27 protein-coding genes and 1 pseudogene are annotated in these 26,687 nt (G+C 67.2%); 8 read left to right on the top strand and 20 right to left on the bottom strand.

Annotated features, from left to right (window positions below; genetic code table 11):
- Positions 1-132 precede the first annotated feature (132 nt).
- Both rpsU and QO058_RS07620 read left to right on the top strand, forming a co-directional pair.
- Complete coding sequence (rpsU, locus tag QO058_RS07615) at positions 133-390, top strand: 30S ribosomal protein S21 (protein ID WP_284171433.1); 258 nt, start codon at positions 133-135, stop codon at positions 388-390.
- Positions 391-693: 303 nt separating this feature from the next.
- Complete coding sequence (locus QO058_RS07620) at positions 694-1,554, top strand: tetratricopeptide repeat protein (RefSeq protein WP_284171434.1); 861 nt, start codon at positions 694-696, stop codon at positions 1,552-1,554.
- Positions 1,555-1,575: 21 nt separating this feature from the next.
- On the opposite strand, the gene QO058_RS07625 is transcribed toward QO058_RS07620, so the two are convergent.
- From QO058_RS07625 to argH, 18 genes and pseudogenes are all read right to left on the bottom strand, one after another.
- Positions 1,576-2,424 carry an alpha/beta hydrolase gene (locus tag QO058_RS07625; protein WP_284171435.1) on the bottom strand — a complete coding sequence of 283 codons (849 nt, stop codon included), beginning with the start codon at positions 2,422-2,424 and terminating at the stop codon, positions 1,576-1,578.
- A gap of 88 nt (positions 2,425-2,512) precedes the next feature.
- A complete protein-coding gene (locus QO058_RS07630; RefSeq protein WP_284171436.1) occupies positions 2,513-3,919 on the bottom strand; it encodes an NAD(P)(+) transhydrogenase (Re/Si-specific) subunit beta in 1,407 nt (468 codons plus the stop codon).
- A 5-nt stretch (positions 3,920-3,924) separates the two neighbouring features.
- The gene (locus tag QO058_RS07635) at positions 3,925-4,356 is read right to left on the bottom strand and encodes an NAD(P) transhydrogenase subunit alpha part 2 (RefSeq protein ID WP_110488650.1); all 432 of its coding nucleotides are present in this window, start codon (positions 4,354-4,356) and stop codon (positions 3,925-3,927) included.
- 26 nt (positions 4,357-4,382) lie between these two features.
- Complete coding sequence (locus QO058_RS07640; protein WP_284171437.1) at positions 4,383-5,522, bottom strand: Re/Si-specific NAD(P)(+) transhydrogenase subunit alpha; 1,140 nt, start codon at positions 5,520-5,522, stop codon at positions 4,383-4,385.
- 20 nt (positions 5,523-5,542) lie between these two features.
- On the bottom strand, positions 5,543-5,827 hold the full coding sequence (locus QO058_RS07645) for an aa3-type cytochrome c oxidase subunit IV (RefSeq protein ID WP_284171438.1): 285 nt from the start codon (positions 5,825-5,827) through the stop codon (positions 5,543-5,545).
- Positions 5,828-6,060: 233 nt separating this feature from the next.
- Positions 6,061-7,424: pseudogene (locus QO058_RS07650) on the bottom strand (ABC1 kinase family protein).
- A 75-nt stretch (positions 7,425-7,499) separates the two neighbouring features.
- A complete protein-coding gene (locus tag QO058_RS07655; RefSeq protein WP_284171439.1) occupies positions 7,500-7,913 on the bottom strand; it encodes an OsmC family protein in 414 nt (137 codons plus the stop codon).
- Positions 7,914-7,978: 65 nt separating this feature from the next.
- Entirely contained in the window at positions 7,979-8,854 is an 876-nt protein-coding gene (locus tag QO058_RS07660; RefSeq protein WP_284171440.1) for a beta-keto acid cleavage family enzyme, read from the bottom strand.
- On the bottom strand, positions 8,851-9,246 hold the full coding sequence (locus QO058_RS07665) for a type II toxin-antitoxin system death-on-curing family toxin (protein ID WP_284171441.1): 396 nt from the start codon (positions 9,244-9,246) through the stop codon (positions 8,851-8,853). Before QO058_RS07665 ends, QO058_RS07660 begins: the two co-directional genes overlap by 4 nt.
- Positions 9,243-9,503: an AbrB/MazE/SpoVT family DNA-binding domain-containing protein gene (locus QO058_RS07670; protein ID WP_390893357.1), complete on the bottom strand. Its 261-nt coding sequence runs from the start codon at positions 9,501-9,503 to the stop codon at positions 9,243-9,245. Before QO058_RS07670 ends, QO058_RS07665 begins: the two co-directional genes overlap by 4 nt.
- 90 nt (positions 9,504-9,593) lie before the next feature.
- The gene (locus QO058_RS07675) at positions 9,594-10,223 is read right to left on the bottom strand and encodes a hypothetical protein (protein ID WP_284171442.1); all 630 of its coding nucleotides are present in this window, start codon (positions 10,221-10,223) and stop codon (positions 9,594-9,596) included.
- A complete protein-coding gene (locus tag QO058_RS07680; protein ID WP_284171443.1) occupies positions 10,220-11,224 on the bottom strand; it encodes a zinc-dependent alcohol dehydrogenase in 1,005 nt (334 codons plus the stop codon). The genes QO058_RS07675 and QO058_RS07680 overlap by 4 nt, the downstream gene beginning before the upstream one ends.
- Positions 11,225-11,234: 10 nt before the next feature.
- Positions 11,235-12,215, bottom strand: coding sequence for a Bug family tripartite tricarboxylate transporter substrate binding protein (locus QO058_RS07685; RefSeq protein ID WP_284171444.1), 981 nt, complete (start codon positions 12,213-12,215; stop codon positions 11,235-11,237).
- 87 nt (positions 12,216-12,302) lie between these two features.
- The gene (locus QO058_RS07690; RefSeq protein WP_284171445.1) at positions 12,303-13,196 is read right to left on the bottom strand and encodes a LysR family transcriptional regulator; all 894 of its coding nucleotides are present in this window, start codon (positions 13,194-13,196) and stop codon (positions 12,303-12,305) included.
- Positions 13,197-13,276: 80 nt separating this feature from the next.
- Positions 13,277-14,107 (bottom strand): ABC transporter substrate-binding protein, encoded by an 831-nt coding sequence (locus QO058_RS07695; protein ID WP_284171446.1) that lies wholly within the window; start codon positions 14,105-14,107, stop codon positions 13,277-13,279.
- A 44-nt stretch (positions 14,108-14,151) separates the two neighbouring features.
- Positions 14,152-14,916, bottom strand: a complete 765-nt coding sequence (locus QO058_RS07700; protein ID WP_284172838.1) for an amino acid ABC transporter ATP-binding protein — start codon at positions 14,914-14,916, stop codon at positions 14,152-14,154.
- A 5-nt stretch (positions 14,917-14,921) separates the two neighbouring features.
- Entirely contained in the window at positions 14,922-15,815 is an 894-nt protein-coding gene (locus QO058_RS07705) for an amino acid ABC transporter permease (RefSeq protein ID WP_284171447.1), read from the bottom strand.
- The gene (argH, locus tag QO058_RS07710) at positions 15,812-17,227 is read right to left on the bottom strand and encodes an argininosuccinate lyase (protein ID WP_284171448.1); all 1,416 of its coding nucleotides are present in this window, start codon (positions 17,225-17,227) and stop codon (positions 15,812-15,814) included. Before argH ends, QO058_RS07705 begins: the two co-directional genes overlap by 4 nt.
- A 95-nt stretch (positions 17,228-17,322) precedes the next feature.
- Here argH and QO058_RS07715 point away from each other — a divergent pair, with 95 nt between their 5' ends.
- From QO058_RS07715 to rfbA, 3 genes are read left to right on the top strand one after another with little or no spacing between them, the layout of a single operon-like run.
- The gene (locus QO058_RS07715; protein WP_284171449.1) at positions 17,323-18,228 is read left to right on the top strand and encodes a LysR family transcriptional regulator; all 906 of its coding nucleotides are present in this window, start codon (positions 17,323-17,325) and stop codon (positions 18,226-18,228) included.
- A 55-nt stretch (positions 18,229-18,283) separates the two neighbouring features.
- Entirely contained in the window at positions 18,284-19,171 is an 888-nt protein-coding gene (gene rfbD / locus QO058_RS07720) for a dTDP-4-dehydrorhamnose reductase (protein WP_284171450.1), read from the top strand.
- Positions 19,172-19,188: 17 nt separating this feature from the next.
- Positions 19,189-20,061 (top strand): glucose-1-phosphate thymidylyltransferase RfbA, encoded by an 873-nt coding sequence (rfbA, locus tag QO058_RS07725; RefSeq protein WP_284171451.1) that lies wholly within the window; start codon positions 19,189-19,191, stop codon positions 20,059-20,061.
- A 9-nt stretch (positions 20,062-20,070) separates the two neighbouring features.
- On the opposite strand, the gene QO058_RS07730 is transcribed toward rfbA, so the two are convergent.
- Complete coding sequence (locus tag QO058_RS07730) at positions 20,071-20,976, bottom strand: LysR family transcriptional regulator (protein ID WP_284171452.1); 906 nt, start codon at positions 20,974-20,976, stop codon at positions 20,071-20,073.
- A 99-nt stretch (positions 20,977-21,075) separates the two neighbouring features.
- Between QO058_RS07730 and QO058_RS07735 the strand changes: the two genes are divergently transcribed.
- The 3 genes from QO058_RS07735 to QO058_RS07745 all read left to right on the top strand — a co-directional run bounded on the left by QO058_RS07735 (position 21,076) and on the right by QO058_RS07745 (position 24,964).
- On the top strand, positions 21,076-22,101 hold the full coding sequence (locus tag QO058_RS07735) for an amino acid ABC transporter substrate-binding protein (RefSeq protein ID WP_284171453.1): 1,026 nt from the start codon (positions 21,076-21,078) through the stop codon (positions 22,099-22,101).
- Between the two features lie 7 nt (positions 22,102-22,108).
- Positions 22,109-23,413, top strand: a complete 1,305-nt coding sequence (locus tag QO058_RS07740) for a threonine synthase (RefSeq protein WP_284171454.1) — start codon at positions 22,109-22,111, stop codon at positions 23,411-23,413.
- A gap of 123 nt (positions 23,414-23,536) precedes the next feature.
- Positions 23,537-24,964, top strand: coding sequence for an FAD-binding oxidoreductase (locus QO058_RS07745; RefSeq protein WP_284171455.1), 1,428 nt, complete (start codon positions 23,537-23,539; stop codon positions 24,962-24,964).
- A 10-nt stretch (positions 24,965-24,974) separates the two neighbouring features.
- Here QO058_RS07745 and QO058_RS07750 read toward each other — a convergent pair whose 3' ends face one another.
- The gene (locus tag QO058_RS07750; protein ID WP_284171456.1) at positions 24,975-26,645 is read right to left on the bottom strand and encodes a thiamine pyrophosphate-dependent enzyme; all 1,671 of its coding nucleotides are present in this window, start codon (positions 26,643-26,645) and stop codon (positions 24,975-24,977) included.
- Positions 26,646-26,687: the final 42 nt, after the last annotated feature.

A 26,687-nucleotide genomic window follows, 5' to 3' on the forward strand; every position in this document is an offset into this window, starting at 1 on the left:
TTTAGCCGGTTTTGCCGCGGTGCGGCGTGGACAGGTCACGGGAATTCTGGTATCCGCACCACCTTCGCGGCGGTCTTTCCCTGGAGAGGTCGCCGCCCTGATTCCGGACCACCGACAACGACGGACACCCACGTGCAGGTTCTCGTTCGCGACAACAACGTCGATCAGGCGCTGCGGGCGCTGAAGAAGAAGATGCAACGCGAGGGCATCTTCCGTGAGATGAAACTCCGCGGCCATTACGAGAAGCCGTCCGTAAAGAAGGCGCGCGAGAAGGCCGAGGCCGTCCGCCGCGCCCGCAAGCTGATCCGCAAGAAGCTGCAGCGCGAAGGCCTCCTGCCGGCGCCGGTCAAGCCGAAGCGTCCTGAGCGCCCCGCTCGGCCAGCGATCTGACCGCGCAAGAGGCTTGGCAGCCGCCCAGCTCTCTTCCGATATCTTTCTGCGCCTGGAGCTTCTCCGGGCGCTGTTGTTTTTCAGAGCAGGATGCGAAAAAGTGGAGACCGGTTTTTCGCATAAATCCTGCTCTAACTTTTTGATAAGAGACGGATTCAGACCTCAAATGGGATCGCTTAGCGATTCCATTTGAGGTCATCCGGCTCTAGCGTCGTTAACCAAACTTTGTCAGGGGTTAGGCGTTTTGAAGGACGGGCGGCACACCGGGGCGGTCGTGCCGCATGGCAGGCGAGAGCTTGAGCAATGGGTAAGAGCATGGTCACAGGCAGGAACTGGCTGATCGCGACGGGCCTCGCGCTCGCGCTCGCAGGCTGCGACACAGTGAGCATGGGCTCCGGCGCCGGCATCGCCGAGCTCCAGACCGAGAACACCGAAGCTGCGAGCGTCAATATCGGCTCGCTCAGCGAGGTGGTCAGCCGCAACCCGAACGACCCGCAGGCCTACAACACCCGCGGCGCGGCCTATGCCCGCGTCGGCCGCTACTCCGACGCCATTTCCGACTTCACCAAGGCGGTGCAGATCGATTCCAATTTCGCGCCGGCCTACACCAATCGTGGCCTGGCGCTGCGCCAGAGCGGGCGCAACGACGCCGCGCTGCAGGACTTCAATCGCGCGACCACGGCCAATCCGAACTACGCCCCGGCCTACATCGCCCGTGCCAATCTGCTGCGCGTGCAGGGCAACAGCCAGCAGGCGCTGGCCGATCTCAACACCGCGATCCGCCTCAACCCGGAAGCCGCCGAAGCCTTCCATGCCCGCGGGCTGGTCTATCAGAAGGAAGGCCAGCACCAGCACGCCGTCACCGATTTCGACTCGGTGATCGACCGCAACCCCTATACCGCCCCGCCCTACATCGCCCGCGGCGAGAGCCTCAACGCGCTGGGCAAATACGACCCGGCGCTCGAGGACTTCACCGCCGCGCTCAATGTCGACAACCGCAATGCCGCTGCCTGGGCCGGCCGCGGCTTTGCCTTCGAGAAGCAGGGCAAGAAGACCGAGGCGAGCGAGGCCTACCAGCGCGCCCTCGGCCTCGACGGCAACAACCAGATCGCTCGCGCCGGCGCGGCTCGCCTCGGCGGCGGTGGCGGCATGTTCCGCTTCTGAGCCAGGCCCGGCCTCAGCGACTTACGGTACCGTTCGCGTCTCTTCACCGGAAAACGAACCGGCTACGACATCCGTGATAAAGCGTCGGATCTCCGGCACCGAGCCCGGGGTGGACAGGTTGCTATGCCCGCCATTCGGGAAGCGAATGAAGCGCTTCGGCGGATTGGCCATCTCGTAGAGCGCCCGCCCCTGCGCGAAGGGTACGACCCTGTCGCGCTCGCCATGCAGCACCAGCAGCGGCGCGTGGATCTTGCCGATCACCGCGTCCGAGTGGAACTTGTCCTTCATCAACAACGCGACCGGGACATAAGGGTAGGCCAGTTGCGCCACGGATGCCGTCGATAGATAGGGTGCATCCAGGATCACGGCCTTGAGCGGTTGCTCGACCGCGAGCTTCAGGACGACGCCGGTGCCAAGCGATTCGCCATAACCGATCAGGCGCTCGGCCCCGAAGCGCGCGACGGCAGCGGCATAGGCAGCGCGAGCATCGAACAACAGCCCCTCCTCGCTCGGCATTCCGGTAGAGCCGCCATAGCCGCGATAGCTCACGGCGAAGAGCCCGGTGCCATCCTCAGTCAGCGAGCTGAGCTGTGCCGGACGCCTGCCGCGCCCGAGATTGCCACCATTGCCGTGGAAATACAGCAGCACCGGCTTGCCCTCGCGCGGTGGCACCACCCAGGCAATGAGCCGCTCACCATCAGAGGTCGTCAGATCGGTTTCCTCGACGCCCGGCAGGTCGACGGTCGCGATAGCGATACGAGCCGGGTTGCGCGGATAGAGCAGGTCGCCCTGCTTGACGTAGAGTAGCGCCAGCACCGCGACATAGGCGCCGAACCCGCCGATCACGAGAAGCTTCAGGATTCTGCGCATCGCCTGTTGCCTTCGGCAGCCGCTTGAAACGAAAGGGCCGGCATCGAGCCGGCCCCTTGCAACATCGCTGTGACGATCGCTGCGCTGGTCAGTGCGCCATGGCCTTGACGATGTCGTCGGTGACCTTCTTGGCGTCGCCGAACAGCATCATCGTGTTGGGCCTGAAGAACAGCTCGTTCTCGACGCCGGCATAGCCGGCCGCCATGCCGCGCTTGATGAAGAGCACGGTCTTGGCCTTCTCGACGTCGAGGATCGGCATGCCGTAGATCGGCGAGCTCTTGTCGGTCTTGGCAGCCGGGTTGGTGACGTCGTTGGCGCCGATGACGAAGGCGACGTCGGCCTGACCGAATTCCGAGTTGATGTCCTCGAGCTCGAAGACCTCGTCATAGGGCACGTTGGCCTCGGCCAGCAGCACGTTCATATGACCGGGCATGCGGCCCGCCACCGGATGGATCGCGTACTTGACCTCGACGCCCTCCTTCTTGAGGAGGTCGGCCATCTCGCGCAGCGCGTGCTGGGCCTGCGCCACCGCCATGCCGTAGCCCGGCACGATCAGGACTTTTCCGGCATTCTTCATGATGTAGGCCGCGTCGTCGGCCGAGCCCTGCTTGACCGGCCGCGCCTCGGCTGCGCCGCCCGCACCGGCCGCAGCGTCATCGCCGCCGAAGCCGCCGAGGATGACGGAGATGAAGCTCCGGTTCATCGCCTTGCACATGATGTAGGACAGGATCGCGCCAGACGAGCCGACGAGCGCCCCGGTGATGATCAGCGCCATGTTGCCGAGGGTGAAGCCGATGCCCGCCGCTGCCCAGCCGGAATAGGAGTTCAGCATCGAGACGACGACCGGCATGTCCGCGCCGCCGATCGGGATGATCAGCAACACGCCGAGCGCGAAGGAAACCAGGACGATCAGCCAGAAGACGAGATGGCTCTCCGTCTTCAGGAAGATCAGCAGCATCACCAGGAGCGCGATGCCGAGACCGATATTGATGCCGTGGCGCTGTGGCAGCATGATCGGCTTGCCGCTCATGCGCCCGTCGAGCTTGAGGAAGGCGATGATCGAGCCGGTGAAGGTGATCGCGCCGATGGCGACGCCGAGCGCCATCTCGAACAGGCTGGCGCCCTTGATCTTGCCGACCTGGCCGATGCCGAACGCCTCAGGCGCATAGAGCGCCGCGGCCGCGACCAGCACGGCGGCGAGGCCGACCAGCGAGTGGAAGAAGGCGACGAGCTGCGGCATCTGCGTCATCTGCACGCGCTTGGCCATATAGGCGCCGAAGCCGCCGCCGATCGCGATGCCGAGGATGACGAGCAGCCAGCCGGAGAAGCCGGCCGGCGGATAGAAGATGACCGTGGTCAGCACGGCGATCGCCATGCCGATCATGCCGTAGCGGTTGCCCTGGCGCGAGCTCGTCGGATGCGACAGCCCGCGCAGGGCCATGATGAACAGGACGCCGGAGACGACGTAGAGAAGGGCGGCGAGATTGGCGGCCATGCGCGTCAGCCCTTCTTCTTGTACATCGACAGCATCCGCTCGGTGACGAGGAAGCCACCGAAGATGTTCACCGAAGCCAGGATCAGCGCGATGAAGCCGAAGACCTTGGCCCAGAGCGGGCCGTCGCCCATCGCGGGCGCGGCCTGGACGCCGACCGCGAGCAGCGCGCCGACGACGATGACCGAGGAGATCGCGTTGGTGACCGACATCAGCGGCGTGTGCAGCGCCGGCGTCACCGACCAGACGACGTAGTAGCCGACGAAGACGGCGAGCACGAAGATGGCGAGGCGATAGACCGTCGGGTCGACACCGGTCGCGGCGCCGGCGGCGGCGGCGGCCTGCTCTGCATACTTCTCCGCGAGTTCTGCTGCTTGTTTCGCCAGTGCCGCGGCGGAGCGAGCCTGTTCGAGCGCCTGTTCGGGTGCCGGATTAGCCATGAAGTGACACTCCCTCTGCGCTGTTGTTAGGCCTTCGCCGCGAAATTCGGATGGATCACCGCGCCGTCCTTGGTCAGACAGGTCGCCTTGACCAGTTCGTCGTCCCAGTTCACCGCGAGCTTCTTCTCGGCCTTGTCGATCAGCGTCTCGACGAAGGCAAAGAGGTTCTTGGCGTAGAGGCTGGAGGAGGTCGCCGGCAGGCGGCCCGGCACGTTGAGATGGCCGACGATCTTGACGCCGTTCGGCGTGGTCACGACCTCGCCTGGCTTGGCGAGCTCGCAATTGCCACCGCGCTCGACCGCGAGGTCGATGATCACCGAACCGGGCTTCATGCTCTCGACCATCGCCGCCGAGATCAGCTTCGGCGCCGGGCGGCCCGGGATCAGCGCAGTGGTGATGACGATGTCCTGCTTGGCGATATGGCTCGCCGTCAGCTCGGCCTGCTTGGCCTGGTATTCCTTGGACATTTCCTTGGCGTAGCCGCCGGCGGTCTGCGCCTGCTTGAATTCCTCGTCCTCGACAGCGAGGAACTTTGCGCCGAGCGACTCGACCTGCTCCTTGGTGGCCGGGCGGACGTCCGTCGCGGTGACGATGGCGCCCATGCGACGCGCGGTGGCGATCGCCTGCAGGCCGGCAACACCGACGCCCATGACGAAGATCCTTGCCGCCGGCACGGTGCCGGCCGCCGTCATCATCATTGGCAAGGCGCGGCCATATTCAGCCGCGCCGTCGATCACGGCACGGTAGCCCGCAAGGTTCGCCTGCGAGGACAAAACGTCCATCACCTGCGCGCGGGTGATGCGCGGCATGAACTCCATGGCGAAGGCCGCGACATTGGCCTTGGCCAGCGCCTCGACCTGCGCCTCGCTGCCATAGGGGTCCATGATGCCGACGACGAGCGCACCGGCCGGCAGGCCGGCGATCTCACCCTCACCCGGGCGGCGCACCTTCAGCACGATGTCAGCGCCGGCCAGCGCCTCGGCGGCACTGCCTGCCAGCTTGGCACCAGCCGCCTCGTAATCACCGTCGGTAATCCCGGAAGCGAGCCCTGCCCCCTTCTCCACTGCGATCTCGGCCCCGAGGCCAATGAACTTGCGGACGGTTTCCGGCGTCACGGCGACGCGGGTCTCCGCCCCTTGCGTTTCGGCTGGGACAGCGATGCGCATGGAGGCCAGGCCTTTCGGGCTTAGTAGAGGAGGAGCGCGAGCAGCATCAGAACGAAGGGAACGAGCGTGGCACGCCAGCCGATCGACGGGGCGGCGATGCCGACGCCGGTGCCGATCAGGGTCAGCAGCGTGCCGATGATGGCGGTACCCCAGGCGTGCTTGGTGCCACCGACTGCGAGCGCAGCGACGATGGCAAGGCAAGCCACCGTACCGACCTCGGCAAAATGCACGAAGCCCACATAGGTGCGCTCATGCTCCGGGTAATCCATCTGCGGAATGTCGGCAGCGTGTCCGTGGTCGGCCATGAAAAAGTCCCGAGTTTCACCCTATCCTGACGCCCTGTACCGCACCTGCCAAGGGTCGGCAACGGAGCGCCGGAGTGGCTGTGCTCATTTTCTGAGCGGACACAACACAACGCTAGGGAAAACCCCGCTCCCTGTCAATTAAATCGATTTAAATACAAGGCAATGAGCGCGGCTTATGGCAGCAGCTCCGGCGGACCTGCACCAGATCATAAGTGCATTGACGATTCTGATCGTCAGGAACTGCTGAGACCAGCTGCCGCCAGCGCCGCACTTTGCTCGCTTGCCACCCTCGCGACGCTGAAAGCCTCGATCTCCTGCTCGAACAGGCGGTGGAAGTTGAGCTCGGCGTCGAGATGCAGGAAGACGCCCCCAAGCCGATCGCAGCCCGGTCCATGAAGACGAACTCGCGCGGCACCGTCACCGGCCCACGCGCCTTCAGGGCCGAATGAACTTGGAAGGCCTGTTTGCGGCCGTATTCCGACGGTTTGACGCCCTCGGCAATGCGACGCGTGCGATCCTCCAGCAGCGGGCCATAGATGAACTTCGCCCAGATGTTGAGGGTGTCGATCAACTCCTTGTTGAGGCCTTTGAAGCCCCAGATCTCATAGGCGTGGACGACGCGCCCCTCCTCGCCTTCGAGCAGGCCGCGATAGAGATCGACCACGCCGCCGACGAAGCTCGGCGGGAAGATCCGGATGCAGCCATAGTCGAGCAGGTTGATGCCTCCAGGCTCGCCGCCCTCCTGGAAAACCGTGTAGTTTCCGAGATGCGGATCACCGTGGATGACGCCGTGATGGCTGAACGGCCGCCACCAGGCCCGGAACATCGCGGTCGAGATCCGGTCGCGGACCTCCTGGCTCGCCTGCTTGTGGTTGAGGATCTTGTCGCCCTCGAGCCAACCCATGGTCAGCAGCCGGCGCGTCGACAGCTCCGGCACGACATCGGGCACGCGGACCTCGGGCGTGGCAGCCAGCATGTTCTGGTAGAGCGCGACATGCTTGGCCTCGCGGCGATAGTCGAGTTCCTCGCGGACGCGGGCGCTGATCTCCTTGGCGATCTCGCTGGTGTCGATCACCGCGCCCATGCGCCGGTGCAGCCCGAACAGGATCTCCAGCTGGGAGATGTCGGCCTCTACAGCCGATTCCATGTCGGGATATTGCAGCTTGCAGGCGAGCGGGGCGCCGCCCTGCGCGGTCGCCCGATGTACCTGCCCGAGCGAGGCAGCGGCTGCCGGCTTCAAGTCGAATTCGGCGAAGCGCTCGCGCCAGCTCGCGCCGAGCTCTGCCTGCATCCGGCGCTTGACGAAGGCGGCGCCCATCGGCGGTGCCTCCGATTGCAGCTTCTGCAATTCGGCAGCGTATTCCGGCGGCACGACGTCGGGGATGGTGGCGACGAGCTGCGCCACCTTCATCAGCGGGCCTTTCAGCCCGCCCAGCGCCTTGGCGAGTGCCTCCGCATTGGTGGCATTGCGGCCTTCCAGTCCGAACAGCTTGGTGCCGGCGATGCGCGCCGCCACGCCGCCAACATTGGCGCCGACACGGGCGTAGCGCGCCGCACGGGCGGAGAATCGGTTGGCTTCGCTATCGCGTTCGGACATTGAGGCTCACGGCGCTATGACGGGCTGCTACCCGATGTAGGCGCTCCGCCGCGGAAAGCCAGCAGGCGCGCTGCCTCAGGAGCGCCCGGCCTGCTCGATCGCCACCGGAAAGCCGCGACCGAGCGAGTTGGCGACCATGCAGATCGCCTTGGCCTTTTCGATGACGGCAGCAGCGTCTGAGCCGTCCTGCATCTCGCACGCGACGCTCATCGTCGCCGCCGTCGTCAGCAGCGGGCTGCCCTCCAGCTCGACCGTGACCGAGACGGCGATCCGCCCGAGCGCGACGCCGAGTTCATCGGCGGCATAACGCAGATCGTTGCAGAAGCAGCCGCCCAGTGCGAGCCCGAGCAATTGCGCGCCGTTGAAGCCGAGCCCCATCCCGCCGGCCCTGCCCTCCGGTCGATCGACGATGACGGTATGCGCACCCGCCCAGCCCATCGCCGCCTGCGTGCCCTCGACATTGCGCAGTTCGACCGTCACCGACGCCATGGCGTTCCCCTCGCGTACCGGAAACACGAGAGGCTAACCGCTCGTGGCGGTCGCCGCCACTTCGGTCAAGCCGCCAAGCTCGCCCTGACTTCCGCCACGCTCGCAGGTCGACCGCCGGCAGCCTCGACCTTGCGGACCATGTCGGTAGTCAATTGCGCATTGCTGCGCGTCTCCCCGAAGGCCGCATCCTCCAGCCCGGCGCGGACATGGACGCCGCGCGCCACCGCCGGCCCGACAATCTCGCCGAGGTCGACACCTAGCCCCGCGATCATCACCGGCACCTGCGGCGCACAGTCGGCCAGCAGCGCGAGATGCGCGTCCAGTGCGTAGGGCTTCGGCGGAAAGCCCCAGGCGAAGGCATCGGAGAACATCAGCCGGTAGATCGGCGTCGGCATGCCGGGATAAGCCTTGGCAAGTGCTGTCCCCAGCCGGGTGAAGCCGGGCTCGTAGATCGCATAGCTCGGATGGATCTTGTGGCGCTGCGCGACGTCCATCCCCTCGCGGATATGCTCGCCGGGGTTCTGGTAGATGAAGCCCGGCTCGCCGTCTGGGATTCCGGCGAAGGTCGTCCAGTTGCACGAGCCGGGATCGAGCACGCCCCATTCGACGAGGCCGCGCTTCGCCAGCTCCTCCAGATGCGTGTAGCGGCCGGAGCCGATCATGTCGCCGGCATAACCAGAGCCGAGGATCGGAATCGTCGGATAGATGATCGCATCCACCTTGGCCCTGATGCCTTCGATCGCCTGCGCATACAGTTCCCAATCGTCGCGCTGCCGGCCGGTCTCGACGTCGTAGACATGCAGATGGACGATCGCCGCACCGGCCTCGACCGCCGCGATCCCGTCCGCGATGATGTCGGGAATTGCGATCGGGATGCCGGGCTGGCGTTCCTTGCCCCAGGGACCGTTGATCGCAGCCTCGATCCAGATCGGCGTGGTCATGCAGGCGCATCCTTCGGCCAGTTGTCACGGATCCAGCGCGTCAGCCCCTCTTCCTCGACCTCGCCGGCCGCGAGCGCAAGGATGATGGCAGCTGCATCGGCTTCGCTCGGCGCGAACTCGATCCCGTTCAGCCGAAGGAAGATGATCAGCGCCAGCAGCGCGACGCGCTTGTTGCCATCGATGAAGGGATGGTTCTTGGCGATGCCGAACGCATAAGCGGCCGCCAGTGCAGCCATGTCGGTCTCGCCATAGGCAAAGCGGTTGATCGGCCGTGCCAGAGCCGATTCCAGCAAGCCCCGATCACGAATACCGTCAGGACCGCCAAAGAGCGCCAACTGCTCGGAATGGATATCGGCGACGACGTCGGGCGTGAGCCAGAACGGCTCGCTCATTTCGCCAGCTCGCGCAACGCATTGGCATATTGCTTCATCGCCTTGCGCGCGATCGCCATGGTGCGCTCGTGCAGGTCGTCATGAGGCGTCAGCTTGAAGGCGCCTTCCGGCTGCTCGACCACCGTCAGCTTGTCGCCTTCCGCCAGCTTCAGCCGCGCCAGCAATTCCTTCGGCAGGATGATGCCGACTGAATTGCCGATCTTGCGAACCTGCAGGACCATGGCCTGCTCGCCGGCAGGCTTCTCGGGCTTGTTCATGGCGTGCTCCTTGAGCGGCGTTATACAAACCGTATAACACGAACTCCGCCCACGCGCAGCCCGGCAGGCAGTGGGAGCCGGCCGGCCAGGTCAGGGAAAGCTCTCGATCCGCTCATAGATCAGGCCCGAGCCGGGAGCCGACAGGGTCTCGACCTGCATTGCATCCCGCATGCCTTCGGCCATGGCCCGAGCCGCCCGGAATGTTGCGGCGAAGACGAGCGCGACCGCCTCCTCCGGCATGCCCGCCTGCTTCATGATCGGATGGCCGCCGGCATCGGGCGCGGTCCTGCCAAGCCTGATCGTCGCGGGTTTTTTGGCCGCCATCCATTCGGCTGCGCGCGTCGCGCTCGCATCGGGCATCCGCAGAATGACGAGGAACTCGCCATGCGGACAATCGGCGCCGATCAGGGCGCGGCAGGCGAGCCGCAGCGGATTGCGCAGATAAGGCCGCATCGCCTGCGTAACCGCATCGGGCTGCTCGGCGAGCCGGCGATAATCGGGCGAAGCGAGCACTGCGATGTCAGCGAGATCGTAGACCGTCAGGTATTCCGGTGAGCCGCCGCTCGTCCGGTAGCGCGTGGAGCGCAGGATGCCCGGCACCGTCAGCCGCTGCGGGACATGATGGCGGCCATGCCAGCTTTCATAGGCTTCGCGCTGCTCGGAAACGACATCGTTGGCGAAGACGAGGAAAGCGCTGCTCACTGAAGCGGTGGACGTCATGGCTGCAGCATCACCTTGATCGCGGCACGGCTGCGCATCAGGGCAAAGCCGTCCAGCGCCTCGCTCAGCGGCAGACGATGGCTGATCAGCTTGCGAAAGCGTTCCGGCGCCGCGGCAATCGCCGCGACCACTTCGCCCCAGCGCGCGAGCGGGGCACGATAGGAGCCAACGACGCTCTGCTCCAGCCGTACCATCGCCGTCAGGTCGAAGCTGGCCGGCCGGGCATGGATACCGCAGATCACGAGGACGCCGCCGGGCGCAAGCAGGCGCTGCGCCGCGCTCGCGACCTCCGGCACCCCGGTCGCCTCGAAGATCACATCGAAGCCGGCGGGTGCCAACGGTTCGCTATCGGCGAGCGCGTCCCTGGTATCGGCGAAACCGAGTGCGCGGGCGCAAGCCAGCCTCGCCCCATCGTCGCGCCCGGCGATCGTCAGCGCGGCCGCTCCGGCCCGTTCGGCGAAGAGCGCGACGCTGAGCCCGATCGGCCCCGGCCCGAGCACGAGCACGCGCTTGCCCTCGACAGAGCCGGCGCGCGCCACGGCTTGCGCCGCGACGGTCAGCGGCTCGGTCAGGGCCGCGAGCTCCGGATCGAGCTCGTCGGGCACGTGAACGCAATTGCGCGCCGGCACGCTCGCCATGCTGGCGAAGCCGCCATCGCGGCGGATGCCGATGCCGGTGCGCGCCGTGCAGCCATCCTCGCCGCATTGCCGGCAGCCTTCGCAACGCCCGCAGGTCACCGACGGCCTGATCACCACGCGCTGTCCGAGCCACTCGGACGGGCCGCGCTCTATTCTGCCGGCGAATTCATGGCCAAGCGTCACCGGCATGGCGCTCGCCATCGCCCCATAGCCCGCTGTCCAATCGGCGATGTGCAGATCGGTGCCGCAGATGCCGGCGGCTTCGACCCGGACCAGGACCTCGTCGTCGCGCCCGCGAACGGGCGCCTCGACCTCGCGGCAGACGAGCCCCGGCTCCGGCGTGGCCTTGCGGATCGCAAGCATGACCGCGCTCTTACGGGTCGACCTTGACGCCGGCTTCCTTGACGACCTTGCTCCAGATCTCGCTTTCGCGCTTGAGGAAGCCGTCGAAGTCGAAGCCGACGGCCGCAGGGATCGAGCCACTGGCCGCGAGCTTGCGTTGCAATTCAGCGTCGCCCAGCGCCGTCGCCAGCGCGGCGCGCAGCTTCTCCGTCAGCGCCGCGGGCGTGCCTTTAGGCGCCATCAGGCCGACCCAGGCCGAGACGTCGAAATCGGCATAGCCCTGCTCGGCAACGGTCGGAACCTTCGGCAGCAGCCCGGCCCGCTCGCTGGTGGTGACGCCCAGCGCCTTCAGCGAGCCGCCCTCCACCTGTCCTGCGACCGCCGCCAGCGTCGCGAAGGTGACGTCGAGCGCCCCGCCCGCGACATCCGCGAGTGACGGTCCCTCGCCGCGATAGGGCACATGCTGCATCTTGCTTCCGGTGCGCATGGCGAAAAGCTCGCCAGCGAGATGGGCGACGGTCCCGGTGCCGCCCGACGCGAACAGGACGGGCTCAGGCCGCTTCTTCGCTAGCGCTTCCAAATCCTTCATCGTGTTCACCGGCGAATCCGGCCGGGTCACCACCACGAAGGGCAGCTTCGCCATCAGCCCGATCGGCACGAGGTCGCTGCGCCAGTCGAACGGCATGCTCGCCCGCAGCGCCGGATTGATCACCATCGTCGTCGGCGCGGCGAGCAGCATGTAGCCGTCGGGATCGGCCTTGGTCACGGCTTGCGTGCCCGTCATCGTCGCGCCACCGCCGCGATTATCGATGATGACGCGCTGTCCGAGGATCTGGCTGAGCGATTCAGCGATCAATCGCGCCGTGACATCGACACCGCCGCCGGCGGCAAAGGTGACGATCAGCGTCACGGGCTTGGCCGGGTAGGATTGCGCCAGCGCCGGGCAGGCCATCGTGGCCGCCATGCCGGACAGGACGAACCGCCGGCTCACGGCCGGTTGACGCTTCTGCATGCTGGAACCCTCCCTGGATTTTTCTGCGCGCACTCAAACGGAGCCGGCTGGCCGATTCAAGCGACGTTGTATGCCAAGGCTATAGCCTTAAGGCATAGAGCCGGCTTGCAGCTCATCCTTCAGGCAATTCTCGAAATGCTCTGTCACCTCGCCACCCGCTGCGAGTGGGCGGTGCAGATAGGCCTCGTATCGCCTGCTCGTCGGCACCGGCAGGCAGCGCAAACGCGACATGTCGGCGGCACGCACCGTGAACTCGTCGACGATGCAGACGCCGATTCCCGCTTCGACCAGCGCGACCGCCGTTTCGGCGAAGCGCACCATATGCGTCCGGGCGGGCCGCAACCCGTGATCCGACAGAATGCCGGCCGCCATGTCGCCGTGGACGGAGCGCGGCTGGAAGACAATCCAGGCGCGATCGGCGAGGCTGGCAAGGTTTGCTTCGCCAGCGGGCACATCGTCCATGCTTGCCGGCATCAGCAGCATAGGCCGGCCGCTGCCGACCTGCGTGCTGACCACCTCGTGATGCATGACCGGAAACAGCGTCACCGCAGCATCGGCCGAGCCGTCGAGTAGATAGGGCAGCACCTGGCTGACGGTCAGGATGTCGAGCTGCAGCGAGACCGTCGGCATGCGTCCGAGCAGCCGCGCCAGCGCGGCGGGAACGAGCCCGCGACCGATGCTGGGCGAGGCGCCGCAGCGGAACACAGCGCGTTCCGGCAGCGCCGCCTGCGCCGCCCGCTCCACGGCGGAGCGCATCTGCTCGAAGGCGCGGTCGATCTCGGCGAGGAAGCGCGAGGCCTCCTGCGTCGGCGTCAGCCGACCACGAACCCGGTTGAACAGCCTGGCGCCGAGCTGATCCTCCATGCGCAGGATCATCCGCGTCACCGTCGGCTGCGCGATGCGCAACTCGCGGGCGGCGCCGGCGAGGCTGCCGGCCGCCATCACCGCCTTGAACACCTCGATCTGGCGGAAGGTCAGCACGTTATCCTCGCTGGCATTCCGGCGAGGAGGCCGCCGGCATCGACGGCAGCGAAGCCGCCGAGGCCGGCAGGGTCAAGCGATCACTCGCCCTTGTTGACCGAGATCGGCTTCAGCACGTTGCTCGGCTGGACGTACTTGGCGACCAGCGCGTCATAGGTGCCGTTCGCCTGCAGCCGCTCCAGCGCGCCCTTGACCGCGTCGCGCAATTGACCGCCCTCGGCCGTCTTCGGGAACGGGATGCCGGTGAGCGAGCGGGTGAAGGGCTCGCCCAGCGGGATATAGGTGTTCGGCTCGAGCTTCTGGAAGTGGGTCATCGTCTCGCTGCCCTGGACGCCGCCCTGCAGGCGCTGTGTCTTGAGCTGGGTGCGGGCGTCGACCGAACCTTCGGTGCCGACCACGGTGATCGCCGGCTTGCCCTTGGCGACGCAGTTGGCATCGCTCCACTCGCCGATCTGCTTCGGCCAGTTGGTCGAGCGGCTGGCGCCGACGCTCTTGCCGCAGAGATCCTCGACCGACTTGATCGTCGAGGCGAAGGCGGTGACCGTATAGAACTGCGCGCCCGAGACCATGTAGTCGACGAAATCCACCGTCTCGCGCCGCGCCGGCAGGTCGCTCATCCCGGCCATCACCATGTCGACGCGGCCGGTGGTCAGCGAGGGCAGCATCTGGGCGAAGGCGGTGTCCTGCCATTCGGCCTTGACACCGAGCTCCTTGGCGATCGCCTCGCCGAGCTCGTAGTCGAAGCCCGCCATCGTGTTGGTCACCGGGTCCTTGTAGACGATCGGCGCATAGTTCGGCTGGGTCGCGATGACGATCTTGCCGGCGGTCTTGATCCGGTCCGGCAGGGCCTGGGCCTGGGCGGCGAGCGCGGTGCCGGCGAGCAGCGCGGCGGCGAGCGAAAGGCGAAGCATGGTGATCTCCCTCTTGTCTTTGCTTGGATCGGCTCGGTCTTGAGTCATTTGAGGACGGCGGCGATGAAGTCGCGGGTCCGGGTTTGCTGCGGCGCGACCAGCACCTGCTGCGGCGGCCCCTGCTCGACGATCTCGCCCTTGTCCATGAAGACGACGTCGCTCGCGACCTCGCGGGCGAAGCCGAGCTCATGGGTGACGACGATCATGGTCATGCCGGAGGCGGCAAGGTCGCGCATCACGTTCAGCACCTCGCCGACGAGCTCGGGATCGAGCGCCGAGGTCGGCTCGTCGAACAGCATCAGCTGCGGCTTCATCGCCAGTGCGCGGGCGATCGCGATGCGCTGCTGCTGGCCGCCGGAGAGCTCGATCGGATAGGAATCGCGCTTCTCGGCGAGGCCGACACGCTCGAGGAGGGCCATGCCCTCGGCGATGATCTCGCGCCGCGGCCGCTTCAGCACCGTGAGCGGGCCCTCGATGATGTTCTGCAGCACCGTCATGTGGTTGAACAGGTTGAAGCGCTGGAAGACCATGCCGGTCTTCAGCCGCTGGCGCGCGATCTCGACATCGCTGAGCTCGTGCAGCTCATTGCCGACGCGGCGATAGCCGATGAGCTCGCCGGCGACGGTGATCGCGCCGGCGTCGATCTTCTCGAGCTGGTTGATGCAGCGCAGCAGGGTCGACTTGCCCGAGCCGGACGGACCGATGATGCATTGCACCGCGCCCGGCAGGACCGACAGCGAAACCTTGTTCAGCGCCTTCAACGGGCCGAACTGCTTGGTGACGCTGGCAGCGACGACGATCGGGGACAAAGCGGTCACGCGGCGGCCTCCTCGGCGATTTGAGGCTTGGCGCGGCGCTCGCCCCTGCCCTTCGAGAAGGCGCGTTCGAGGAAGAACTGGCCGATCTGCAGGAGAGTGACGACGAGCAGGTACCAGCCGGCCGCGACGATCAGCAATTCGATGACGCGGGCATTGGCGTAATAGACATTCTGCGCATTGCGCAGGATCTCGGAAAACTGGATCACGCTGGCGACCGAGGTCAGCTTGACCATGCTGATCACCTCGTTGCCGACCGGCGGGATGATCACCCGCATCGCCTGCGGCAGCACGATCCGACGCAAAGTCGTCAACCTTGTCATGCCGATCGCCTTGGCGGCCTCGGTCTGCCCGAGATCGACCGAGAGGATGCCGGAGCGGACCACCTCGGCGGTATAGGCGCCTTGGTTCATGCCGAGACCCAGGAGTGTCGCCATGAACGGCCCGATCACGTCGATGGTGCGCCACTCGATCACGCCGGGGATGCCGATCGTCGGGAAGACCAGCGCCAGATTGAACCAAAGCAGCAATTGCAGCAGCAGCGGCGTGCCCCGGAAGAACCAGATGTAGAACAATGCGACGCCGCGCAGCACCGGGTTCGGCGACATGTACATGATCGCGAAGACCACGCCGAGCACGATGCCGAGCCCCATCGCGCAAGCGGTCATGATCAGCGTGTTGACGAGGCCGGCCAGAATGGCCGGCGCGGTGAAGAACTGCGCCACCACCGGCCAGGCGATCTGCCCCTGCGCGAACGCCTTCACGATCCAGGCGAGCACGAACAGGATCGCCGCGGCGGCGATCCAGCGCCCATAGAAGCGCTTGGGCACGATGGTCAGGCCGGCGATCTCGGCGAGGCCGCGATCCGGCATGGTCCGGCTTGCGTCACTCATGCCGCGCCCTCCCTCGTCCATTGCGAGAAGCCGGCGAGCCAGTCGCGGAAGCGGCCGATCTGTTCGGCGACCCTGGCCGGAGCCGTCCCGCCATGGCCGCTGCGTGCCGCCACCGCCGCATCGAGCGTCAGCACCTTGAGCGCGCTCTCGTCGAGACGCGGATCGATCGCGCGCAATTCCACCGGCTCCAGCCCTTCGAGCTCGCGGCCCATCTCCTCGCAATAGCGCACCAGCGCGCCGCTGATCTCATGCGCCTCGGCGAAAGGCACGCCCTTGCGGGCGAGATGATCGGCGACTTCGGTCGCGAGCGCAAAGCCGGCACCGGCCTGCGCCCGCATCACGTCGATGCGTGCCTCCATCGTCGCGACCAGCCCGGCAAAGGCCGGCAGCACTTCGCCGAGCACGTCGACCGCGTCGAAGGCGGCGCGCTTGTCCTCGGCGAGGTCGCGGTTATAGGCGAGCGGCAAGCCCTTCAGCGCGCCCAGCATGGCGACGAGATCGCCGGTCAGGCGCGCCGCCCGGCCGCGCGAGATCTCGGCGATATCCGGATTCTTCTTCTGCGGCATGATCGAGGAGCCCGTCGCGAAGGCGTCGTCGAGCACGACCCAGCCGAACTGGCGCGAGGTCCAGAGCGTCACCTCCTCCGCCAGTCGCGACAGGTTCGTCGCCAGCATCGCGGCAACGAATAGGAACTCCGCGACATGATCGCGTGCGCCGACCGCGTCGACCGAGTTCTCGCAGGGGCCGTCATAGCCGAGCGCCTTGGCGCTGAGTTCCGGCGTCAGCGCGATCGCCGAGCCGGCCAGCGCCGCAGCGCCCAGCGGCGAGAGCGAGGAGCGCTTCTCCCAGTCCTGAAGGCGGCTGGCATCGCGCGACAGCGCCTGGCCATGCGCCATCAGCCAATGGCCGAAGGTGACCGGCTGGGCGCTCTGCAGATGGGTGAATCCGGGGCAGACCGAGCCTGCGTGCCGCTCGGCCTGGCCGGCGATCGCATCGAGCAATTCGGCCAGCATCGCGCCGATCGTCCGCGCCTCGGCACGCAGATAGAGCTTGAGGTTGTTGGCGGCCTGGTCGTTGCGCGAACGCCCGGCCCTGAGCTTGGCACCAGTAGCGCCGATCCGCGCGATCAGCACGCGCTCGATGAAAGTATGGACGTCCTCGTCGCTCTCGTCCGGTGCAAGCGTCCCGGCCGCGAGGTCGGCGGCAATCACCTCCAGCGCCGCGACGATGGTCCGGAACTCATCCTGGCTGAGCAATCCGGCACGTTCGAGCTCGGCCGCGTGCGCCTTGCCGCCAGCAATGTCCTGCGGCGCCAGCCGGGCATGGGCGCCGGCCGCGCTCGACAGCTTCATCATGCGCGGGTCCGGCGGCTTGCGGAAACGGCCGCCCCAGAGACGCGTGGTCTGGTTCATGATGCTTCTCCCCTTACGCAAAACACTGCCCCCTTGACCGCGCAACCGGCAAACGAAACGATCTCCTCCAGGGTAGTCGCTGAAGGAATATCTATTTGGCCGGTCGCAACCTCCCGCCGTCGACCACGGCGCTTCGGGTCTTCCTTGCCGTCGCCCGCCTCGGCTCGACGGCGAAGGCGGCCGGCGAGGTGCACCTGACCCAGAGCGCCGTCTCCAAGCAGATCCAGGCGCTGGAGGAGCATCTCGGTACTGTCCTGTTCGAGCGCAGCCCGGCCGGGCTGAAACCGACCGAGGCCGGCACGATCTACCGTCCCTATGCTGAAGCTGCGATCGAGCAGATGGAGCGCGGCGCCCGCCGCCTCGCCGAGCGCGCCGCGATCGGCCGGCCGATCCGCCTGCACATGATCGCCATCGCCGGCGAGCGCTGGCTGATGGAGCGCTTCCCGGACTTCGCCCAGGCCCATCCCGAGATCGACGTCCAGTTCACCAATTTCGTCAGCGAGAAGGAGATCGAGGAGGCCGACCTCGAGATCGTCCACGGCTTCGGCCCCTGGCAGGATCGCGAGTCGCATTATCTCTTCGGCCGCCGGGTCGCGCTGGTTGCAGCACCCGCAGCGCTCGAACGCCTGGGCGGCTTTGCCCGTGCCGCCGACATCCAGAAGATGACGCTGCTGCAGCATTTCCAGATGCCGGCCTTCTGGGCCGAGTTCACCGAGGCGCATGGCCTGCGTGGCGCGGTGCCGGCCCATACCGTGCGTTACGGCTATTATTCCGTGATCATCCGCGCCGCCGTCGCCGGGCTCGGCGTCGCGCTCGCCCCTCGCTGCTATGTCGCCGAGGAACTGGCCTCCGGCGCGCTGGTCAATCCGCTCGGCCTCGACTTCGACAGCGCGACCGGCTGCTGGCTGACCGTCAATTCGCAGAGCGAGCACAGCCCGGCCCTCGACACGCTGGTCGCCTGGCTCTGCGAGGAGGCCCGCCGCTTCGAGGCCGCGGGTTGAGCCCACCGGACGCATGCTCTAGACCGACCGCCATGCTTCCGATGGCGAAGGCCCGATGCGCATAGCCGTGACCGGACGGACCGGGCAGGTCGTCCAATCCCTCCTCGCCCGCGCCGGGGCGGCCGGCGTCACGGTCATCCCGGTCGGCCGGCCTGAGTTCGATCTGGCGCAGCCGGAAAGCGTTCAGCAGGCTCTCGCGGCGGCAAGGCCCGACTGCGTCGTCAACGCCGCCGCCTACACTGCCGTCGACAAGGCCGAGACCGAACCGGAGCTCGCCATGCGGATCAACGGCGCTGGAGCCGGTGCTGTGGCCGCAGCGGCTGCCGCCTTGGGCGTGCCGCTGATCCAGATCTCCACCGACTATGTCTTCGACGGCATGGCCTCGCGGCCCTGGCGCGAAGACGATCCGACCGCCCCGCTCGGCGCCTATGGCCTCTCCAAACTGGCCGGCGAGGACGCAGTCGCGGCCGCGACGCGTAACCACGCCATCCTGCGCACCGCCTGGGTCTACAGCCCCTATGGCGCGAACTTCGTGAAGACCATGCTGCGCCTCGCTGAGAGCAGGGACGAGGTCGGTGTCGTCTCCGACCAGCTGGGCTCGCCAACCAGCGCGCTCGACCTCGCTGACGCCATCATCGCGGTCGCGAAGGCGCTGGTCGCCCGCCCCGGCGATGCCTCGCTGCGCGGCATCTTCCATGCCGCCGGCACCGGCGAGGCAAGCTGGGCCGATCTCGCTGAGACCGTCTTCGCCGCCTCGGCAGCACTCGGCGGACCGAGCGCGACCGTCAGGCGCATCGCGACTTTGGACTACCCCACCCCTGCCCGGCGGCCAACCAATTCGCGGCTCGACTGCAGCCTGCTAGCCGAACGGCACGGCCTGCACCTGCCGCCATGGCAGGACTCGGTCCAAGCCTGCGTCGCCACGCTGCTCGCGCAACCCTGAAGCTGAAGGAGCTATCGATGAAGGGGATCATCCTCGCCGGCGGCAGCGGCACCCGGCTTCACCCGATGACCATGGTGACGTCGAAGCAGCTTCTGCCGATCTACGACAAGCCGATGATCTATTACCCGCTCTCGACGCTGATGCTCGCCGGCATCAACGAGATCCTGATCATCTCGACGCCGGAGGACGCCCCGCGCTTCGAGGCGCTGTTCGGCAATGGCGAGCGCTGGGGCCTCAAGCTCTCCTATGCGGTGCAGCCCAGGCCGGAGGGCCTGGCGCAGGCCTATCATATTGGCGCCGATTTCGTCGCCGGCGGCCCCTCCGCCCTGATCCTCGGCGACAATCTCTATTACGGCGACGGCCTCACCGATGTGCTCCACCGCGCCGCGGCCCGGACCAGCGGCGCCACCGTCTTCGCCTATCGCGTCAGCGACCCCGAGCGCTATGGCGTCGTCTCCTTCGACGCCGCCGGCAAGGCGCTCTCGATCGAGGAGAAGCCCAAGGTCCCGCGCTCGCACTGGGCGGTGACCGGCCTCTATTTCTATGACGCCGAGGTGGTCGAGATCGCCCGCAAGCTGAAGCCCTCGGCCCGCGGCGAGCTCGAGATCACCGACGTCAACCTCGCCTATCTCGAACGCGGCGCGCTCAGCGTCGAGCGGCTCGGTCGCGGCTATGCCTGGCTCGACACCGGCACACCGGATTCCCTCGTCGAGGCCTCGGAGTTCGTGCGCACGCTGGAGCGCCGCCAGGGCTTCCGCATCGCCTGCCCGGAAGAGATCGCCTTCGAAAACGGCTGGATCGACCGCGAGCAACTGCGCGCGCTCGGCCAGGCGCTGTCGAAGAGCGGCTATGGCCAGTACCTGCTCGGGGTGGCCGAACGGGAGCAGTGAGCCGCCGGCTCAGGCGGTCTCCGCTTCGAGCGCGAACCGGTTTCGCACCTCCGTCAGCACCGCCAGGAAATCGCGGACGAGTTGCGGCCGCGGCCGCCCCGGCGGGAAGACGAGATGCTTGCGGAAATAAAGCGCGGGCTCGAAGCGCAGCACCCTGAACCCGGAGCGGTCAAGCCCGGCGATCGCAGCGGGATTGACGAGGCCGACCCCCGCCCCTTCCGAGGCCAGCGCGCAGACGGTGGCGGAATACTCCACATCCACGGCCACACGCGGCTTTGCCTCCACAGCCGCAAACGCAGCGGCGAGATCGCGCGACAGGCGCTCGTCGAAGTCGAGCTGCAGAAAGGGCTGGTCGTGCAGATCCTCGGGCCGGATCACGGCCCGGCTTGCGAGAGGATGAGCGCGCGGCAGCACGGCGACCATCCGGTAATCGGCGAAATGCTGGTGCTCGACGCCGTTGAGATCAATCTCCTCCGAGCACAGCCCGACATCGAACTGCCCGGACGCGACGAGATCCCGGACCTGGCTGGAGGATTGCACCTGCAGGGTCACATTGATGCGCGGGAACGCCTTCTGGAACGATGCCAGGGCCTTCGGCACCAGCCGGCCTCCGAGCGAATGCAGGCTTGCGACCTTGAGCTCGCCGGCTCCGAACTCCCGGATGCGGGCGGCGGCGGCCTCCAGTTTGGCCATCGCCAGGAAGTGACTGTCGACCTCGCGGAAGAACATCCGCCCCTCGAAGGTCGGAACCATGCGGCTACGAATCCGATCGAACAGGCTGAAACCGAGGTCGCGCTCGAGTTCGGCAATGCAGCGGCTGATCGCCGGCTGGCTCACGCCGAGCAGCTCGGCTGCGCGCGACGCGCTGCCGCTGGTCATGACGGCGGCGAAGGCTTCGAGCTGGCGGTGCTGCATGCCTATCAGCTCTTGTTATCAAATGGCCGGACTTCGATATTGGACGCATAGCGTCGCCCTGCCTAGCCTCGCCCCAAGCAGACAAGAATGGAGGGGCGAATGATCACGGAATTGCTCAAGACAACGGCGCTCGCAGCCGGCCTGCTGCTGTTCTCTCTGCCATCGGCCGTCGCCGGGCCGCATCTCGATGTCCTGAAACAGCGCGGCATCCTCAAATGCGGCACCTCCGAAGGCACGCCCGGCATCACCATGCCGGACCGGGAGGGCAAGTGGACCGGCATCTATGCCGATCTCTGCCGCGCCATCGCGGCCGCGGTGCTTGGCGATGCGACCAAGGTCGATTTCGTGCCGACGACCACGGTCACGCGCTTCACCGCCTTGCAGAGCGGCGAGATCGACGTCCTCTCGCGCACCGCGACAGTGACCCTGACCCGCGAGGCCCAGCTCGGCCTGCGCTTCGCGCCCATCTGGTTCTATGACGGACAGGCGATCATCGTCGCGCGCAAGCTGAACGTTTCCAGCGCCAGGCAGCTCAGTGGCGCGACCATCTGCGTGCAGCAGGGCAGCACCTCCGAGCTCAACCTCTCCGAATATTTCCGCACGCACGGCATGACGTTCTCGCCGGTGACGGTCGCGACGCTCGATGCGGTCGAGGATGCCTTCTTCTCGGGCCGCTGCGACGCCTACAGCAACGACTCGACCCCGCTGATCGGCATGCGGCTCAAGGCCGAACGGCCCGACGACTACATCCTGCTGCCGGAGCGCCTGTCGAAGGAGCCGACTGCGCTGGCGATCCGCAAGGGCGACGAGCAGTTCTACGACGTCGTCCGCTGGGCGATCTTCGCATTGATGGAAGCCGAGGAGATGGGTGTCACCTCCGCCAATGCCGCCGAGCTCGCCGCGAAAGGCCCGCCCGCCGTCAAGCGCCTGCTCGGCAGCGAGCCCGGCCTCGGCAAGGCGCTCGGACTCGACGAGCGCTGGGTGGCGCGGATGATCACCGCGGTCGGCAACTATGGCGAGATCTTCGAGCGCAATCTCGGCAAGGGCTCGCGCATCGGCCTCGATCGCGGCCAGAACGATCTCTGGACGCGCGGCGGCCAGATCTACGCCTTGCCGTTGCGCTGAAGTGAATATGGACTGCTTTGCCGATCGTGGCCCGGAGGCGGCTCTGCCGTCCTGGGTCACCACCTCGCCATCTCTGGCCGACGCCCTGATCTCGATGTTCGATGGCGATCGGCGCCCGCTCTATCCGCAGATTGCCCCGTTCGTCGCCCATGTCGACGAGGCAGGCGACGAGCCGTTCCACTATCCCTACGAGGTCGGCTACGCCTACGAGCGTCTTCGCGAGGGCCTGTTCGCGTCGCACCTCGGCAGTGGCCTCGAACGCTGGGCGCCGCTGCTGCCACCTCTCCTGCCCGGCCTGTCCTGCGGCGAGGGCGGGACACCATTGGTTCCGGCACGCCAGGCCGCCGCCTGGGCCGGCCTGCCCGAGCTCCTCGTCAAGGACGAGAGCGCCAATCCGAGCTGGAGCCATAAGGACCGGCTGAGCCTGTGCACCGTCAGTGCCGCTGCGGCCGCCGGCGCGATCGGCACGGTCATCTCCTCATCCGGCAACCATGGCGCCTCGGCCGCCGCCTATTCCGCCCGCGCCGGGCTGAAATGCATCGTGCTCTGCGACGACGCGGTTTCGCTGCCTCATGCACGGCAGATGCGCGCCTATGGCGCCGCCGTGGTCGCCATGCCGCGCGCCGCCCGCTGGCCGCTGCTCGATCTCCTGTCGCGCCAGCCAGGCTGGTATCTGATCGGCAACACGGCGCCGACCCATACCGGCCACCCGTTCGGCCCCGAGGGCTACAAGACAATCGCCTATGAACTCTTCCTCGAGCTCGGCCGGGTGCCCGCCGCCGTCTCCGTGCCGACCAGCTACGGCGAATTGCTGTTCGGCATCGGCAAGGGCTTCGCCGAGCTGAAGGCGCTCGGTCTTACCACCAGCGAGCCGATGCTGATCGCCGCCGAGCCCGAAGGCGGCAACGCGCTGGGACGGCTCTGGAGCGATGTCGCACCGGCAACACGCGAGCCCTCCACCACGATCGCTCACGGCATCGGCTCGGCGCGCGCCGGCTATCGCGGGCTCGCCGCCCTGCGCCGGTCCCGGGGCTATGCGATCCCTGTCGGCGACGCCGAGATCTCAGCTGCACAAGCTGCGTTGACGCGGGACGGGCTGTGGAGCGAGCCAGCCTCGGCCGCGGGGCTCGCGGCTCTGCGCGTTTGGGCCGATGAGAACGTGGTACCCGAAGGACCGATCATCCACATCTCGACCTCTTGCGGCCTGAAGGCCAGCGGCCGCGACACCAGCGCCGTGCCGCATCTGGCCGCTGCAGACTGGAACGATCTGCGCAGCGCGCTCACCGCGGTCTACGGACTGCATCTCGACTGAGCGCGGCACGGCATAAAGCGTCTCTTCCGTTTCCGGCGCAGGACAGCCATGCTGCGTCCGCCATGGCGGACGCCCTCGGGACAAGGAAGGTTGACGCCGCCTCCATCGGATATGAAGAGCTGCATGACCATTGCCGCCACCACGCCGGGCACCGCCCGGCATCCCGCCCTCGACGGCCTGACCGCCTCCCTGCGCGAGCTTCTCGGCCCGCGCTGCTCGACCTCGGACAGCGAGCGCGAGCATCACGGCCATGGCGAATCCTATCATCCGGCCAAGGCGCCGGACGTCGTCTGCTATCCGCAGACCACCGAGGAGGTCAGCAGGATCGTCAGGCTCTGCCATCAGGCGAAGGTGCCGGTCATTCCGTTCGGCGCCGGCACCTCGCTCGAAGGCCATGTCGTTGCGCTGCACGGCGGCGTCTGCATCGACCTTTCGCGCATGACCGCGATCACCGAAGTCAACGCCGAGGACCTCGACTGCACGGTCGAGGCCGGCGTCACCCGCAAGCAGCTCAACGAGCACTTGCGCGACACCGGCCTGTTCTTCCCGGTCGATCCCGGTGCCGACGCCACGCTCGGCGGCATGGCCGCGACGCGCGCCTCCGGCACCAACGCCGTGCGCTACGGCACGATGAAGGACAATGTCCTGGCGCTCACGGTGGTGCTCGCCGACGGCTCGATCGTGAAGACCGGCGGCCGGGCACGCAAATCCTCGGCCGGCTACGACCTGACCCGTCTCTTCGTCGGCTCGGAAGGCACGCTCTGCGTCATCACGGAGATCACGCTGAAGCTCTACGGCATCCCCGAGGCGAGTTCGGTCGCGGTCTGCTCCTTCCCGGACATCGCCAGCGCCGTCAATTGCGCCATCGAGACGATCCAGTGCGGCATCCAGGTCGCCCGCGTCGAATTGCTCGACGAGACCTGCATGCGCGCGATCAACCGCCACAACAATCTGAGCTATCCCGAGACGGTCGCACTCTTCCTCGAATTCCACGGCACGGACGCGGCAGTGGTCTCGCAGGCGCAGATGGTCGAGGCGCTCGCCGAAGGCCATGGGGGCGAAGGCTGGCGCTTTGCCGCCAGCGCCGAGGAACGCAGCAAACTCTGGCAGGCCCGGCACAACCTGCACTACGCGCTGCTCGCCTTGCGTCCCGGCGCCAGCAGCTGGGGCACAGATACCTGCGTGCCGATCTCGCAGCTCGCCACCTGCATCACCGAAATCAGGGAGCACGCCAAGGACGCGCCCTTCCCGGTGACGGCGCTCGGCCATGTCGGGGACGGCAATTTCCACATGGGCTTCCTGATCAGGATGGATTCGCCCGACGAGATCCGCGAGGCCGAGCGGCTGAACGGGCTCCTGGTCAACCGCGCCATCGAACTCGGCGGCACCTGCACCGGCGAGCACGGCGTCGGCTATGGCAAGGCGAAGTTCCTGCGAAAGGAGCATGGCGACGCCGCCGTCGAGGTGATGCGCACGCTTAAAGCAAGCCTCGACCCCGACAACATCATGAACCCCGGCAAGGTCCTTCCGCCCGCGCTCGACCTGGTCTAGGGCCCGCCGATCAGTCGAAGCGCGGATGGATGAACGGCCAGGGCGAGGCCTCCGAGCCGCGCTCGACCTCGACGACGATCAGCGTCGGCGCGTTCGAGGCGATCGCCTCGGACAGCGCCGGACGCAGCGCCGCCGGTGATGTCACGCTATGCGCCCTGACGCCGAAGCTCTCCGCCAGCCGAACGAAGTCGGGATTGACCAGTGCCGAGCCGATCTGGCGACCGCCAAAATTGTTGGTCTGGTCGCGCAGCACGTTTCCATAGGCGTTGTTGTTGAACAGGATGGTGACGAGCCCGATCTTCTCCTGCACGGCCGTCGCCAGTTCCTGCACCGCGAACATGAAGCCACCATCGCCGGTAACCGAGACCACGGCGCGATCGGGGTGGGCGACCTTGACGCCGAGCGCCGTCGGGAAGCCGAAGCCGAGCGTGCCCTGATAGCCCTCGCTGACATAGGTGCGCGGCTCGTAGACCGGGAAGCCGAAATAGGAGGTGAAGCCGACCTGGCAGAGCTCGCCGACGAAGAAGCCGTCGCGCGGCAGGACCTCGCGGATCGCATCGAGATAGGAGAGCTGCGGCTGGACCTGCTCGGTCTCAGCCCTAGCCGAGGCGCGCAGTTGCTGCAGCTCGGCTGTCCGTTCCGGTAGCGCTGAACTCCCGAGACGGCGCACGGCCGCGAGCAGTGTCGAGACAGCCGGCTTCGCGTCGGCGACGATGCCGATCGTCGGCACCAGTCGCTCCATCTCGGCTGGATCGATGTCGATACGGATGAGCTGACGCGCGCCGGCAGGCTCCTGCACATAGCTCATCGGATTGGCCCAGCGCATATAAGGCGCTTCCAGGCGAGAGCCGATGCCGAGCAGGAGATCGGTCGTGGCCCAGCGCTTTGCTGCGGCATAGGAGGACAGGCTGAAGGGGTGATCCTCCGGCACCGCACCACGCCCGCCGCGGAAGGCCGCGACCGGCGCGCCGACCGCCTCGGCCAGCGCGGCGATCTCGGCGCCGGCATCCTGCGCGCCGGTGCCCAGCATGATCAATGGCGAGCGGGCCGAAAGCAGCGCCCGCGCCGCAGCCTCGATCGCAGCCTCCTCCGCGACCGGAGCAGCCTCCTGTGTCGCCGCGGAGAAGCTTTCGGGCGTCCTCCCCAACCCGGCCATCACATCCCAGGCCATCTCGACCGCGACCGGCCCGGGCCGCCCGCTCATCATCTGCCGGAAGGCCTCGGCGAGGATCGCGCCGGTGTCCTCGACCCGCTCGATCCGCTCAGCCCATTTGGTCACGGTGCGCAGCGTCGCGAGTTGGTCCGGCAGCTCATGCAAATGGCCCCTGCCGCGGCCGATGAAAGCGGTAGGCACCTGGCCGGTGATGCAGAGCACAGGCGCGTTGCAGCCGAGCGCGGTCGAGAGCGCCGCAGTGGTGTTGAGCATGCCCGGCCCCGGCACCACCGAGTAGACGCCCGGCCGCCCGGTCGAGCGGGCATAGCCGAAGGCCATATAGGCGCAGGCCTGCTCATGCCGCGCGCCGAACGTCCTGATCGCGTCGGAGCGCTGCTGCAGCGCGTCGAAGAACGCGTACATCTGGGCGCCGGGCAGGCCGAAGACGGTATCGACCCCATTGGCGATCAGCGCTTCGACGATAGCGGCGCCGCCGGTCATCTGCTGCGGCAGAACAGGTTTCAGCATGATCTCTGGCATCCCGGCTGTGTTGGAAGGGAGCGGTTTAAG

This window comes from Bosea vestrisii (genome assembly GCF_030144325.1).
Classification (GTDB): domain Bacteria; phylum Pseudomonadota; class Alphaproteobacteria; order Rhizobiales; family Beijerinckiaceae; genus Allobosea; species Allobosea vestrisii_A.

Coding starts and splice junctions, on each gene's coding strand:
- QO058_RS07740 (WP_284171454.1), top strand. CDS start 22,109: ATGGACTGCTTTGCCGATCGTGGCCCGGAGGCGGCTCTGCCGTCCTGG.
- QO058_RS07750 (WP_284171456.1), bottom strand. CDS start 26,645: ATGCTGAAACCTGTTCTGCCGCAGCAGATGACCGGCGGCGCCGCTATC.
- QO058_RS07655 (WP_284171439.1), bottom strand. CDS start 7,913: ATGGCGTCGGTGACGGTCGAACTGCGCAATGTCGAGGGCACGCAGGCG.
- QO058_RS07625 (WP_284171435.1), bottom strand. CDS start 2,424: ATGCGCAGAATCCTGAAGCTTCTCGTGATCGGCGGGTTCGGCGCCTAT.
- argH (WP_284171448.1), bottom strand. CDS start 17,227: ATGAACCAGACCACGCGTCTCTGGGGCGGCCGTTTCCGCAAGCCGCCG.
- QO058_RS07645 (WP_284171438.1), bottom strand. CDS start 5,827: ATGGCCGACCACGGACACGCTGCCGACATTCCGCAGATGGATTACCCG.
- QO058_RS07660 (WP_284171440.1), bottom strand. CDS start 8,854: ATGACCACGCCGATCTGGATCGAGGCTGCGATCAACGGTCCCTGGGGC.
- QO058_RS07685 (WP_284171444.1), bottom strand. CDS start 12,215: ATGCAGAAGCGTCAACCGGCCGTGAGCCGGCGGTTCGTCCTGTCCGGC.
- QO058_RS07695 (WP_284171446.1), bottom strand. CDS start 14,107: ATGCTTCGCCTTTCGCTCGCCGCCGCGCTGCTCGCCGGCACCGCGCTC.
- QO058_RS07730 (WP_284171452.1), bottom strand. CDS start 20,976: ATGCAGCACCGCCAGCTCGAAGCCTTCGCCGCCGTCATGACCAGCGGC.
- QO058_RS07735 (WP_284171453.1), top strand. CDS start 21,076: ATGATCACGGAATTGCTCAAGACAACGGCGCTCGCAGCCGGCCTGCTG.
- QO058_RS07630 (WP_284171436.1), bottom strand. CDS start 3,919: ATGGCCGCCAATCTCGCCGCCCTTCTCTACGTCGTCTCCGGCGTCCTG.
- rfbD (WP_284171450.1), top strand. CDS start 18,284: ATGCGCATAGCCGTGACCGGACGGACCGGGCAGGTCGTCCAATCCCTC.
- QO058_RS07745 (WP_284171455.1), top strand. CDS start 23,537: ATGACCATTGCCGCCACCACGCCGGGCACCGCCCGGCATCCCGCCCTC.
- QO058_RS07635 (WP_110488650.1), bottom strand. CDS start 4,356: ATGGCTAATCCGGCACCCGAACAGGCGCTCGAACAGGCTCGCTCCGCC.
- QO058_RS07705 (WP_284171447.1), bottom strand. CDS start 15,815: ATGAGTGACGCAAGCCGGACCATGCCGGATCGCGGCCTCGCCGAGATC.
- QO058_RS07665 (WP_284171441.1), bottom strand. CDS start 9,246: ATGAGCGAGCCGTTCTGGCTCACGCCCGACGTCGTCGCCGATATCCAT.
- QO058_RS07640 (WP_284171437.1), bottom strand. CDS start 5,522: ATGCGCATCGCTGTCCCAGCCGAAACGCAAGGGGCGGAGACCCGCGTC.
- QO058_RS07670 (WP_390893357.1), bottom strand. CDS start 9,503: ATGAACAAGCCCGAGAAGCCTGCCGGCGAGCAGGCCATGGTCCTGCAG.
- rfbA (WP_284171451.1), top strand. CDS start 19,189: ATGAAGGGGATCATCCTCGCCGGCGGCAGCGGCACCCGGCTTCACCCG.
- QO058_RS07680 (WP_284171443.1), bottom strand. CDS start 11,224: ATGCTTGCGATCCGCAAGGCCACGCCGGAGCCGGGGCTCGTCTGCCGC.
- QO058_RS07675 (WP_284171442.1), bottom strand. CDS start 10,223: ATGACGTCCACCGCTTCAGTGAGCAGCGCTTTCCTCGTCTTCGCCAAC.
- QO058_RS07620 (WP_284171434.1), top strand. CDS start 694: ATGGGTAAGAGCATGGTCACAGGCAGGAACTGGCTGATCGCGACGGGC.